This is a genomic window from Schaedlerella sp., from assembly GCF_056796775.1.
Map to the genome: position 1 here is coordinate 15,957 of NZ_JBQIKP010000055.1, position 12,236 is coordinate 28,192.

Sequence of the window (12,236 nt, forward strand, 5' to 3'; positions counted from 1 at the left end):
CAGTACCCTCGCAGATACGACCGCAATCCCATAAAACAATGCTGCATAATCCTCTATCATAAATATCGGCTTAACGGCAAATGTTGTAAGGAACTGCAGAAGAATAACTTGTAATGTGCAGATTACGCAGGATATTTCTTCGGATGTTCAGCCAGAGAAATAGACAGATCAAGATGTCTAAGTTATTTTCCTACAGTTCCCTCGTCAGATCCTTCACCCAGATGTACTTCCGGTAATGATACATCACCCACGGAATCTTCCCCACCTCATCCAGGCAGGTGCATGCGTACACCACCGGCACCGGCCAGTTCAGGAAAAAGGTTCCGGCTACCGCAAGCGGAATGGCGATCCCCCACATGCAGACCGCCAGACTGTACATATCAAACAGCGTATCCCCGCCGGCCGCAAAGATCCCGTTGATGATGATCGTATTCACGGTCCGCCCGATCATGTAAAATGCCATAATGACCATCATGGCGATCAGATGCCGCTCCGCCTGATCCGTCATTTTTACAAATCCGGTGACAAAGGGAGTCACCGCAAGCATGATCGCAGTGGACACAAAGCCTGTCAAAAACGCGATCTTCACGAGACGGTCACCGTACAGCTTTCCCCGGTCCAGATGTCCGGCGCCCAGCTCATTTCCCACAAGAATCCCGCCGCCACTTGCAAGGCCGTTGCACATACAGCATACCAGATCACGCACGACCGCGGCGATGGAGTTGGCCGCTGCCGCGTCTGTTCCGAGGTGCCCCATAAACGCGGAATAGGATGTGAAGCCAACGCCCCAGAACAGGCAGGCTCCCAGGATCGGCAGCGCACATCTCTGAAAGTCACCGAAAAGCAGGCGGTTTCTTTTGAAAAGCCGGCTCCAGTCCGGATGGATATACCCTTTTTTATAAGAAAATACAACCACCCACGCCAATTCGATGATCCTGGAGATCAGGGTAGCCGCCGCCGCGCCCTGGACTTCCATCGTCGGAGCTCCGAAAAGTCCGAAGATCAATACTGCGTTGAGTACGATATTGATGAGCACCGCGCCGGTACTGACAACCGCAGTCTGGGCCGCATGATCACTGACCTTCATGATGGCCAGGTAGCACTGGGAAATACCGGTGAGCAGGTAAGACCATCCGGCCACTTTCAAGTAGCGGACCCCGATCAGGATCAGCGCCTCTTCATTGGTAAAGATCAGCATCAGATATCGTGGAAATATGACGCATCCGATAAAAAAGAGCAGGGACACGCCGACGCACAGCCGCAGCCCGATGCAGAAGATATCGTTCACGGTCCTTGTATCTTTCTTTCCCCAATACTGCGCCCCCAGGATGACGATGGGCGAAATGATGGCCGACAGGATCATGTTCTGGATAAACTGGATCTGCGTGGCCAGTGAGACCGCCGCCATGGAATCCTGGGTCACCCGCCCCAGCATCAGCGCGTCGGCCGCCGCAACCGACGCGAGCATCAGGTTCTGAAACGCGATCGGCAGGGCCAGCTCCCACAGCTTCCTTAGAAATATTTTATCTGAAAACAGCTTCTCTCTCATTCCATCATTCTCCTTTGTTGACATTTTCATTTAGTGTATCACAGCGGCCGGGGTTCCGCAACAAATTACAGACAGGTTCTTGAATGCAATTGCTTTTGTTCGTTACAGTTCACGGCCGGTTGGGCCGTGAACTGTAACTTTTGTTCTTCACGCCGTCAGATCTGCCAGTTACGCCGCAGGACTTTTTAAAATGCCTGTTTCTTACGATATATAAATCAAGGAATAAATTTTCCGGTCAAAAGTAAATACTATCATCCCGGCTGCCGAAACCGACTGCAGCAGACAAAGGATTTCCTATGATCAAAATAGCGATTTGTGATGACGAACCGAATATAAGACATTATCTGGCTGCGCTGATACAAAAGCAGCGCGTCTCCCATGAGACCGAAGTCGCGGAGTATGCGTCTCTCAGAGAATATCTTTCGCGCGGGGCTGGGACCGACCTTCTCTTTCTGGATATTGAAATGCCCCAGGAGCCAGACGGATTCCGTGAAGCAGAATCCGAGCATACGGCGCAGAGCCTTCCCAGGAACGGCATGGAGCTGGCACGGCGGATCCGGGACACGGACGCATTTTTGCAGCCCCTCATCATTTTTGTGACCGGGTATGAAAAATATGTCTATGACGCATTTGACGTAGACGCCTTCCAGTACCTGCTCAAGCCTGTGGATGAGCAGCGCTTTTCGGAGGTATTTGCCCGGGCCGTGGAGCGGATCCTTGCAAAACAGTCCCGGCAGCCGGATACCCGTTCTCTCCTCATCCAGTCTGCCCACCGGAACAAGACCGTTCCTCTGGACAGCATTTATTATATAGAGAGCCGCAATCACAAGGTGATCCTGCATTTGAAGGAAGGACTGTTTTCCTATTATGCCAGGATCGGGGAGCTGGAAGATGAGCTGACAGACCAGTTCTTCCGCATCCACAAAGGGTACCTGATCAATCTGTCCTATGTGGATTCCTATAGCAGGACCGAAGTGGAACTGACCAACGGGGAAAGGCTTTTGATCTCCAGGTATAAATACGCGGACTTTGTAAAAGCTTATCTGCGTTTTGTAAAAGGGAGGCTTGCGGATGAGTGAAAGAGAATTTCATTTTTTCTACAAGGCCGCGGTCCTGGTCACTGTGCTGCTGCACGCAGGGTGCTTTACCGCTTTTTTCCATCCGTTTCTGACAGATACAACACAGGCGTTTCGCCCGCGAAGCTTACGCCTAAGGCGGCCGCATGCCGGAATCCTCTTCCTGATCTACAGCTCTGCCTATCTTCTGTGCGCCGCCACCCCGGTACCGCAGATTGCGTGTGTTCTTTTGATCGGCGCTGGCCTTCTGTCTCTGTCCGGGTTCCTGCGCGCGGACCGGTCTCTGCTGTTTTTGCTGACAGTCCTTTTTTTCAGCACCAGAACGAGCAGCGCACTGATCATAGAAAGCCTGGATTATCTGTCCGGTCATGCGCTGTTCCGGCTCGACGCGAAACCGGAGCTGATCCTGCTTCGGGCCGCCGCGGTTTTTACGCTTGTATCCCTGCTGCGGTTTGCGCTGTTTGCTGTGATGCTGTATGCTCTCAGACGCAGGCTCCTTCAAAAAACATTTCTGCTCCGCAGGAGGGAGCTGTGTTTTTTGTGTCTGATCCCAATGACCGGCATCTTATCCGGAGGGATCATCGTAAGGCTTCTCGGGATGATCAAGGGCGGCGTATATCTCCGGCTGTACGAACAGCACCCGGTATTTCTCGGGATCATCCCCCTGATCGCCGCCCTGTTTTACGCCGGGACCTGGTTCACCATCGCTTTTCACCAGGAAATGCTGTCCCTGCAGACGGAAAATGAAGCCTGCTTTGTGAAGGAGCAGCATTTGAATGCGCTCCAAAAAAGGGCGGAAGAGCAGAAGGCACTCTCGGAAAGCATGGAACAGATGCGGCGGGAAATGCTGGATCACCTGCGCCATATCCGGGAGCTGGCACACAATGGCAGCTATGAAGAGATCGGACAGTATCTCCGGCAGACCGACCAGGATCTGCGCATTCCCGATCTGTCTGTCCGGACAGGAAATGCGGTAACGGATGTGGTCCTGAATGAGAAGCGCCGGCAGGCACTGCGCGCGGGGATCTCCCTGGAAGCAGATTTTCACTATCCCGCATCCGGTCGGTACGAAGCTTATGATCTGGGGATCATTCTCCACAATCTCCTGGAAAATGCACTGGAAGCCTGTGCACAGGTGCCGCCTGCGCGCCGGTATATCCGGCTCACCGGAAAGCAGCGAAAGCGTTTCTATTTGATCCAGGCGGAAAATCCTTATCAGGGGCGGATCGTCATGGATCCCGTCTCCGGCCTTCCGGTTTCCACCAAGCAGAGAGACAGCCGCCTTCACGGCATCGGCCTTTCCAGCGTGAGGCAGGAGGCCGCAAAGTACCAGGGGGATCTGGAGATCCGGACGGAGGAGCAGATTTTTCATATCACTATTTTATTACAGGAAAGGAGCAGTCATTTATGAATCACACAATACAGACAGATTACAGAAGCAGGGAAATCTACAGTCAGACCGCAGGGAAAAGGAGTACCGGCCGGAAGGAATCCGCTTCCGTGAGCTTTCAGGCTCTTGCGGCACGGACAGGGCAGGCCGATCCTGCCGGTACAGAATATGGCGTTCATACAGGCGCAAATGCCGGGAGCAATTATTTGAGGGGCGCCGCCGGTACGGCCATCACTTCCATAGAGACTTATCGGAGCAGCATGGTTTCCTCCGCCTCCGGGCTTCATGCGGGAGAGACCGCGTCCATCCAGCCTCCCACTCTGGAAGAGATGCTCAAGGCAAAATATCCCGGAATCAAATATCATGTGTTTGACGCCGGTTCCAGCTACTGGAAAACCCGGAATGATTATCCCCATTACCTGCTCTACCAGGATCAGATCGACACCGATGCCATAGAAAACTGGAAGCCCTCCGGCCCAAATCCGCCCTATACCCCGTTTGAGGCTTCCAGGGAGATCCGCGCCCTGGGCGCAGTACCTCCCGGCAGCAAGGCCGTGGTCATCCACCCAAAAGTACAGGCCCGCATGGAAGAGGATCCGGAGTACGCCAAAGAGATCCTGGAGCGGATCGATACCTGGTTTACCTTTGACGCAGTGAGGAACGAAGCCATCCTGCCCGGCTCTGCTGCCGGAATGTCCCAGGCCGTTGCCATCGGCGAGGACGGCTGCATTGTCAATGCGGTCTCCTCCAGTCAGCCCAGAATCACCAGGAGCAGCTCCGGCGACGAGGAGGACTGGTGGGAGATCCGCAAGGCCCGGCATGCGTATTATATGAGCCTGATCACAGAAAAACAGCTTCAGCACCGGCTTCGGATCGCCGGTCTGTCATCCGGCAGTCCATCATCTGCGGGAGCAGACAGTCTTTTCTCCTCCTTCTCAGGAGCAGGCTCCCTGCTGCCCGACCTGGGCGGGATCGGCTCTTTGATGGACAGCCTGAGCAGCAGCGGTTCCCTGTCCGCAGGATTGGCTGACTACAATTCCTCACAGGCGGCAAAGGCACAGCTCGCCGAAATGATGAAGGGAAACCGCCTGCAGGAGATTTTCGGTCCGACCTTGGGCGGAAATTCTACAGAATCTGTCCTGGAGCATACCAGAAAGCTTGTATGGGGGTAAGCAGATCGCATGAACGAAGCAGCATTCCTGGCATTTGAGAACATAACAGCGGTCATGGAAACCATACTGTACGGAGGCAGCATGGCCGCTTTTTTCTCCCCTTTTTTCGGCGGAACCGCGTCGAAAAAATCCCAGCGCCCTTTTGAGAAAATGCTCCTCATTTTTATCATTTACTGCGCCGTATATTTTGCGGGGATTGCCGTGCCCATTTACAACTGGCAGTGCATGACAGCCGTGATCCTTCTTCTGCCGGCAATCCATCATATACTTGAAATGGAGAGAAAGACCGCCTTTTTTCTGGCAATCCTCTTTTTCAGCATCCGGGGCTTAAGCCGGCTGACTGCCGAGAGTCTGTACTTTATCGTCAACGAGCGCTTTGTGGTGGTCAAGAAAGAGCTGGATGCGATCCTGTATGGAACGGCAGTCAATTATACCGCCACTGCCCTGCTCCAGTTCGCCCTGTTCTTTTTCCTGCTGTATCTCATGGGACGCAGGCTGAGGAGCGCGCCGCTTCTGCTTTGCGGGAAGGAGCCGATCTATCTTTGCCTGATCCCGGTTGTGGGGATCCTGTTCACCAGCCTGATCTATGCCATGCTCTTCCATGTAAAAGACGGGGTGCCCTTTCAGGTTTATGAACAATATCCGTCCTTTGTCGTGCTGGTACCCTGCGGAGCTGCCCTGTTCTACGCCGGCACCCTGGCCGCCGTCCTCTCCTGCCAGGAGATGGCGGTTCTGCGGGAAGAACGCAGAGCCCACTTTGCCGCAGAGCAGCAGATCCGGGCCATGCAGAAACAGATGGCCGAATCCGAACAGATGTATTTGGGAATCCGGCAGCTGCGGCATGACATACGAAATCACATAACTAATCTCAAAGGGCTTGCGCAAAAAAAGGATGCCGCGGAACTGGAACAATATCTGTCCCGGATGGAGGAAAACCTCCGCGATCACACTATGAAAGGAGACAATCAATGAACAATATATGGAATCTCAACGATATGACAGGGTCATACAACAGCCTGCTGCAAAGCGGTTATGAAATCGCCAAAAACCTGACACAGCCGGCAAAATTTCTGAATATGCTGTCAAATGCCGCTCCGGACGCAGCTTCCGGAATTTCCCCATTGCCTTATGGAAATGCGGGATTGTTCCATGGAATCTACGGCGGGGGCGGTCTGCTCCCCGGCAGTCTCTATACCGCCGCGCGGCAGACCGCCCCCGGCACGCAAATCTCCGGTACGGAAGCAATTTCCAGGGATACTATGACCATGGAGGAATATAAGCAGTATCTACATGACCAGATTTCCCGAATCCCGCGCCATCCTTCCCGTGCTCTGGAATCAATTTCCATCCAGATCACGGAGGCCGGCTTTGAGGCCATGAAACATGACCCGGAATACGAGGCATGGGTACTGGATGACCTGAAAACCGGCTGGGCGCAGCCGGATCCCTGGGCGGGCATCTGCGGAGGCGCCTATGCGGTGATCCATTATGGAGCCACAAAGGAAGAATGCAATGCCTGCAGCTGGTTCCCAGGCTATCAGAACGGGAACGGTGAAAATCTGTTCCGGGAAAAATCAAAAAACAGCTTCTGGGAACGGCGGACCGAAAGTCAAAAGCTGTATCAGGAGCAGAGACAGATGGCGGCGCTGGAACAATACTATCGTTTTCACTTTTTTGCGCAAGAATAGAGAGGACATTTCCGGGAAAAAGCGATATAATCGGATCGCCTGCTGTTCCGCGTATCATTTTCATAGGATGTAATTTTTACACAGGATATCTTCAATCCGGATTTTGCGGATCTTCGCCTTACTTCGGTAATTTGTACCTTGCAGGGCATTGTAAATTGTCTTTTGGAATACGCCAGATAGCTCCCTTGTCGTCCCCCTTAAACAAATTCACCGGCGGTCCTAAACAAGTGCCAGCGACGCTTGTTTAGGACGGACCGGAACGGAGTGTAGACGGGCTGGATGCCCGCCCCATCACTGAATTGGCCGGATGCCGCGCGGCAAGCGTGCGACACCGTGTGAACAGTAACTTCCAGACTACAAAAAAGCAAGTTATTTTTGCACAGCTCCCGACTTTCGGTACGTCACAACCGGTTTTCCCTCCTGATCCAGCAGAGGTGTAAATCCTCCTGCGTTTCCGCTTCTGCGAAACACATAATTTACCCCTGTTTCTGCGTCAACCCAGATTTCAACCACCTCAATAGTACCCTGACTGTAAATTTTCTGAAAACGGTTCATCATAATTCCTCCAATTCTTTTTTAATCACCGATCAGCCTTGCCGCCCCCTCGGCAGCTTCCCATCCATCCGCTTCTCTGAAAGATCCCTTCCAAGAAACCGGCTCCTCTTCTATTTTCTTCGCTTTGATTTCCAATACTGCAGAGCAAACATGGCTAAAATCGGACTGTAAAGACAGAACAGCACGACGAACACGAGTGCGAGAATATTGCTCCCGCGGAATTTTCTGGTCATAAGCAGCATACAAAAAACGCAGAAAAACAAAAGAAGCATCGGAAGCATTCTGCCCTTGCATACACGTTCCAGCATCTGAAATCTGGAATCGCTGTCGCAAAAGATTTCTTCTGTTCCTGCTGCTTCTGACGCGGGTTTTCGGAAATAGCTATAGCCTACATAATCCTGCAGATATTCCCAGCCGCAGTCTCCAAACATCTTCACGTACTCATCTTTATGCGCAATGCCGTCTTGATTATAATCAATCTGATAAATCATATCTTCGGGAGTACATTTTTCAAAATGATAGATACCAAAGCCCGATACTCTGACGAATTTCCAACCGGATCGGTGCATTTCCCGAAGATACTCCTGTTCTTTTTCGTATTCAAACAATGTAAAAAATCTGAATGCTTTTTTTGTGTCCACTTACATTTCCTCCTGTGCGATCCGATACAAACGTTCAATACGTCTCAATTCGATCTGCAGCACCTCTGATCCCAAATCGGTGATCTGATAGATTTTTCGTTTATCCTCTTCCCGGATAAATTGAATCAGACCGTCCTTTTCCATTTTTGATAAGCTTCCGTACATGGTGCCGGGAGCAAGCCGTATCTCGCCGTCTGTCAGCTTTTCAACGGTCCGGATGATCCCATAGCCATGATTCGGCTGTTTTAGGCAACGTAAAATATAAAAGGCGGTTTCCGTCATGGGAACATAGACTTTCTTTATATGCTGGTTCACTCTCACGATCCTCCTTTCCATTTTACTGCGATGTATCGAACTGCTATATATTATATCGCACTTCGATATACTTGTCAAACTGAATATATTAGTTATTCCAGAAGACAGACCCGTCTGCTCCGCAGACTATACGCTGCTTACGCAGCTCCTGTCCGTGGCTGATGGGCGTTCCGCCCAATAGCAAGAGAAAGAAAAAGCCTGCCGCAAGTAAACTTGCGCAGACCTTTTCTTTCTCTTGCTGCTGTTCTGAATCTTATTCCATATTTTTAAACAGCCGATCTCTGGAGCGGGGTTTTTTGTTTCCTTCGATCTTGGGGGGCATTGGCTTGTAGTCCATGTGTGCTCTGAGGAGCGGAAGCCGCTTATGGTGCTTCCGCAGGTGCAAGAGCAGCGCGCCTGTCACCACGACCATTCCGGCGGCCAGGACCTGGGAGACCGGTAATGTGGTGCCGGGCAGGAACAGCTGGTCTGTCCGGATGCCCTCGATCCAGACCCGGCCCAATCCATAACCGAAAAGGTAGAGCAGGAACAGCTCGCCCTCGTATTTTTTATGCTTCCGGTAAAAGAACAGGAAGAGCAGCACCCCGCAGCACCACAGCGATTCATATAAGAATGTGGGATGCACCTGGATATAGCAGACTCCGTCAATGACATCCATATACTGGCGCATTTCCTCTGTCACATCCCTGCTGCGCACCGCGTCCAAAGGAAGCCGCATGGCAAACAGGGAGTCGGTATAGCCCCCGAACACCTCCCGGTTGAAAAAGTTCCCCCAGCGTCCAAGCATCTGCCCGTTCACCAGCGCCATGGCAACCGTGTCCAGGATCTGAGGCGCCGAAAGCCGCTTTACTTTTGCGCAGACCAGTACGGAAAGGATGGCACCGATGATGCCTCCGTAGATCGCCAGGCCGCCCTCCCGCAGGTTGAATACGCTGAGCAGGTCGTCCTTGTACATCTCCCAGGAAAATATGATGTAATAGATCCTGGCCCCCGCGATCCCGCAGATCACGCCGATCAGCCCCATGTCCATATAATCCTCGGGATTCTGCCGGGTCCGCTTCGCCTCCGCGGTGGCAATCGCAAAGCCGATCAAAATTGCCAGGCCGATGATCATCCCATAATATGCGATCTCAAAGCCAAAGACCGAAATGGATTTTCCCACATGCTCAAATTCGATTCCCAGATTCGGGAAAGCGATACTCTCATGCATACTTCGTATACTCCTTCCAAAAAATCACCCGATGCTTCATAAGCCGGTCCATCTGTAAATACGCGGAACAGATACGGCCGGGACACCGTGCAGTGTCATGCACGGTACCGAAATAGCAGAGTCCTCATACGTTAAACCGGAACAGGATGATATCCCCGTCCTGTACCACATACTCCTTACCTTCCAGCCTGACCAGTCCCTTTTCCTTTGCGGCCGCATGGATCCCGCAGGCCATCAGGTCGTCATAGCTCACGATCTCCGCACGGATAAATCCGCGTTCGAAGTCCGAATGGATCTTCCCTGCCGCCTGAGGCGCCTTGGTCCCTTTTTTGATGGTCCATGCGCGCACCTCCGGCTCTCCCGCCGTCAGATAGCTGATCAGCCCCAGCAGATTGTAGCTTGCTTTTATTAGTTTTTCCAATCCTGACTCTTCTAAACCTAAATCTTCCAAAAACATTTTCTTTTCTTCATCATCCAGCTCCGCAATCTCCTGCTCGATCTGGGCGCAGACTACAAATACCCTGCAGTCCTCCCGTTCCGCATATTCCCGCACAGCCTGAACGCCTTCATTGGAGGCCCCATCGTCGGGCAGATCGTCCTCGGATACATTTGCCGCAAAGATCACCGGCTTGGCAGTCAGAAGGTTATACTCCGCAAGCCAAGCCTCTTCATCCTCGTTCTCCGTCTGAAAGGTTTTCGCCAGCTTGCTCTCTTCCATATGGGCCTTGACCCGGTTCAAAAATTCCAGCTCCTTTGCGGCTGTCTTGTCATTTCTTGACATTTTTGTGGTCTTCGCGATCCTCCGCTCCAGGATCTCCAGGTCGGAAAAGATCAGCTCCAGATTGATGGTCTCGATATCCCGCAGGGGATTGATAGAGCCGTCCACATGGACGATATTGCTGTCCTCAAAGCAGCGGACCACATGCACAATGGCATCCACCTCCCGGATATTCGCCAGGAACTGGTTCCCTAAGCCCTCTCCCTTGGAAGCGCCCTTCACCAGACCCGCAATGTCCACAAATTCGATGACCGCCGGCACGATCTTCCTGGTATGATACATCTCCCCCAGGACATTCAGACGCTCATCCGGCACTGTTACCACGCCCACGTTGGGGTCGATGGTGCAGAACGGATAATTGGCTGACTCCGCTCCCGCCTTGGTCAGGGAATTAAATAACGTACTTTTTCCTACATTGGGCAAGCCCACGATTCCTAATTTCATAATTTATATTTCTCCTTTAAAAACCTTTATTTTACGGGCTTTCTGAGGCTCTGTATTTTACCGAGTACCACATCGAGTGCCACGGTCTTAAACAACATTCAAAGCATCAGCCACAAGGTCAATCTCTTTGTTTTTTTCGTCCTCCGTAATATGGACGTATAAATTCATCATGATTCCGATATTGGAGTGGCCCAAAATCTTCTGAAGTGTCTTAGGCATCATTCCTGCCTCAATGCATCTGGTCGCAAATGTATGTCTGAGCACGTGCATCGAAAATCTCTTGATACCAACTTTATCGCAAATCTTAAACAGCGCAGTATCGTAAGCGCTGTTCTTTACCGGTTCTCCCTTCCCGCAAAGGAATACCTGATCTGCCCACTCCATATTAATCACTTTTATCTTACTGTTTTTTTCCTTCTGAGCTTTAAGGATTCTGATTGCCTCATCTGTAAGTGGAATCGTTCTATAGCCCGACTTACTCTTTGGCGGACCCACTCTCCACTCACCAACCTTGTAACGAAACTCCATCGTTCTTGAAATAGTAAGTGTCCTATTCTCGAAATCAATGTCATCCCATTTAAGTCCTACAAGCTCTCCAGTTCGAAGACCTGTCTGCAAAACGAATCTATACTGATTCTCATAACTCTGACCAGTAGCCCCCTCAAGGAACTTCTTCTGAACATCAATGGTAAGCGCCTCCTTTTTGTCAGAAGGTTTGCCCATATCACTCTTCACTGACTTTTTACACGGATTATTGATGATGACATCATTCTCCTTTGCAAAATCCATCATATTATAAAGAGCGATTCTTATCTGGTATATTGTAGTGGTCTTGTACCCCTCATCTGCCATATCAGAAAAAATCTTCTGGCAGTGAATAGGCTTTACCTCAGTAAGAAGCTTTTTACCAATAACCCCCTTAATGTTTCTCTCATACCTCTCGATATAATTTCTAACGGTATTAGGTCTTACTGTTTTCTTCTTAATACTGATCCAATAATCAAACCACGCATCAACCAGCATATCTGTCGCCTGGTCTAAGTCGCTATGCTCATCTATGTAGGTTGCGTCTGCAATCCATTGTCTTACTTCCTGTAACTTTTTTGAGCGTTTTGATTTTCTCTTTCCGAACTTATCAACGAATCTGGCACAGTATGTACCATTAGGCTACTGATAAATTCCTTCACCGAGTTCTTTACCTCTCAAATCTTTACCCATTTAATGACTCCTTTCTGCCAAAAAGAAGCCCTAAATTAGCAAATATAAATTATATCACTAATGGGCTTCAATTTCAATGAAAATTTGTACATAATGGTATAGATAAAAATTCTGAGTTATTGCTTTTCTCTTGACATCTGTCATGTAGTAATGTTAATATAGCCATATGAATGAGGTGGTTATAATGCCAGACCAAGAAA

At 50.8% G+C, this 12,236-nt stretch carries 12 protein-coding genes; 5 read left to right on the forward strand and 7 right to left on the reverse strand.

The genetic code is table 11. From position 1 onward, the window contains the following. Positions 1–190: 190 nt before the first annotated feature. On the reverse strand, positions 191–1,549 hold the full coding sequence (locus tag ACTOY7_RS18380; protein WP_160283978.1) for an MATE family efflux transporter: 1,359 nt from the start codon (positions 1,547–1,549) through the stop codon (positions 191–193). Positions 1,550–1,845: 296 nt separating this feature from the next. On the opposite strand from ACTOY7_RS18380, the gene ACTOY7_RS18385 reads away from it, so the two are divergent. From ACTOY7_RS18385 to ACTOY7_RS18405, 5 genes are read left to right on the forward strand one after another with little or no spacing between them, the layout of a single operon-like run. Continuing rightward, positions 1,846–2,628, forward strand: a complete 783-nt coding sequence (locus ACTOY7_RS18385; RefSeq protein WP_160283977.1) for a LytR/AlgR family response regulator transcription factor — start codon at positions 1,846–1,848, stop codon at positions 2,626–2,628. Continuing rightward, positions 2,621–4,036, forward strand: a complete 1,416-nt coding sequence (locus tag ACTOY7_RS18390; protein WP_482671228.1) for an ATP-binding protein — start codon at positions 2,621–2,623, stop codon at positions 4,034–4,036. The genes ACTOY7_RS18385 and ACTOY7_RS18390 overlap by 8 nt, the downstream gene beginning before the upstream one ends. Continuing rightward, positions 4,033–5,187 carry a hypothetical protein gene (locus tag ACTOY7_RS18395; RefSeq protein WP_160283975.1) on the forward strand — a complete coding sequence of 385 codons (1,155 nt, stop codon included), beginning with the start codon at positions 4,033–4,035 and terminating at the stop codon, positions 5,185–5,187. The genes ACTOY7_RS18390 and ACTOY7_RS18395 overlap by 4 nt, the downstream gene beginning before the upstream one ends. Before the next feature lie 9 nt (positions 5,188–5,196). Then, complete coding sequence (locus ACTOY7_RS18400) at positions 5,197–6,159, forward strand: hypothetical protein (RefSeq protein ID WP_160283974.1); 963 nt, start codon at positions 5,197–5,199, stop codon at positions 6,157–6,159. Then, positions 6,156–6,875 carry a hypothetical protein gene (locus ACTOY7_RS18405; RefSeq protein WP_300885076.1) on the forward strand — a complete coding sequence of 240 codons (720 nt, stop codon included), beginning with the start codon at positions 6,156–6,158 and terminating at the stop codon, positions 6,873–6,875. Before ACTOY7_RS18400 ends, ACTOY7_RS18405 begins: the two co-directional genes overlap by 4 nt. Before the next feature lie 369 nt (positions 6,876–7,244). Here ACTOY7_RS18405 and ACTOY7_RS18410 read toward each other — a convergent pair whose 3' ends face one another. The 6 genes from ACTOY7_RS18410 to ACTOY7_RS18435 all read right to left on the reverse strand — a co-directional run bounded on the left by ACTOY7_RS18410 (position 7,245) and on the right by ACTOY7_RS18435 (position 11,841). Next, the gene (locus ACTOY7_RS18410; protein ID WP_160283993.1) at positions 7,245–7,430 is read right to left on the reverse strand and encodes a DUF6440 family protein; all 186 of its coding nucleotides are present in this window, start codon (positions 7,428–7,430) and stop codon (positions 7,245–7,247) included. Positions 7,431–7,540: 110 nt separating this feature from the next. Beyond that, complete coding sequence (locus tag ACTOY7_RS18415) at positions 7,541–8,071, reverse strand: DUF2812 domain-containing protein (protein ID WP_482671227.1); 531 nt, start codon at positions 8,069–8,071, stop codon at positions 7,541–7,543. Beyond that, positions 8,072–8,386 (reverse strand): PadR family transcriptional regulator, encoded by a 315-nt coding sequence (locus ACTOY7_RS18420; protein ID WP_160283973.1) that lies wholly within the window; start codon positions 8,384–8,386, stop codon positions 8,072–8,074. Between the two features lie 253 nt (positions 8,387–8,639). Further along, the gene (gene lgt, locus ACTOY7_RS18425; RefSeq protein ID WP_394683226.1) at positions 8,640–9,596 is read right to left on the reverse strand and encodes a prolipoprotein diacylglyceryl transferase; all 957 of its coding nucleotides are present in this window, start codon (positions 9,594–9,596) and stop codon (positions 8,640–8,642) included. Between the two features lie 124 nt (positions 9,597–9,720). Further along, entirely contained in the window at positions 9,721–10,818 is a 1,098-nt protein-coding gene (gene ychF, locus ACTOY7_RS18430; protein ID WP_482671226.1) for a redox-regulated ATPase YchF, read from the reverse strand. An 87-nt stretch (positions 10,819–10,905) separates the two neighbouring features. Then, positions 10,906–11,841: a tyrosine-type recombinase/integrase gene (locus ACTOY7_RS18435; protein WP_482671225.1), complete on the reverse strand. Its 936-nt coding sequence runs from the start codon at positions 11,839–11,841 to the stop codon at positions 10,906–10,908. Positions 11,842–12,236: the final 395 nt, after the last annotated feature.

Excerpts from the sequence above, each read along its gene's own strand:
- ACTOY7_RS18380 (WP_160283978.1), bottom strand. The coding sequence starts at position 1,549 with ATGAGAGAGAAGCTGTTTTCAGATAAAATATTTCTAAGGAAGCTGTGG.
- ACTOY7_RS18385 (WP_160283977.1), top strand. The coding sequence starts at position 1,846 with ATGATCAAAATAGCGATTTGTGATGACGAACCGAATATAAGACATTAT.
- ACTOY7_RS18390 (WP_482671228.1), top strand. The coding sequence starts at position 2,621 with ATGAGTGAAAGAGAATTTCATTTTTTCTACAAGGCCGCGGTCCTGGTC.
- ACTOY7_RS18395 (WP_160283975.1), top strand. The coding sequence starts at position 4,033 with ATGAATCACACAATACAGACAGATTACAGAAGCAGGGAAATCTACAGT.
- ACTOY7_RS18400 (WP_160283974.1), top strand. The coding sequence starts at position 5,197 with ATGAACGAAGCAGCATTCCTGGCATTTGAGAACATAACAGCGGTCATG.
- ACTOY7_RS18405 (WP_300885076.1), top strand. The coding sequence starts at position 6,156 with ATGAACAATATATGGAATCTCAACGATATGACAGGGTCATACAACAGC.
- ACTOY7_RS18410 (WP_160283993.1), bottom strand. The coding sequence starts at position 7,430 with ATGAACCGTTTTCAGAAAATTTACAGTCAGGGTACTATTGAGGTGGTT.
- lgt (WP_394683226.1), bottom strand. The coding sequence starts at position 9,596 with ATGCATGAGAGTATCGCTTTCCCGAATCTGGGAATCGAATTTGAGCAT.
- ychF (WP_482671226.1), bottom strand. The coding sequence starts at position 10,818 with ATGAAATTAGGAATCGTGGGCTTGCCCAATGTAGGAAAAAGTACGTTA.
- ACTOY7_RS18435 (WP_482671225.1), bottom strand. The coding sequence starts at position 11,841 with ATGCTGGTTGATGCGTGGTTTGATTATTGGATCAGTATTAAGAAGAAA.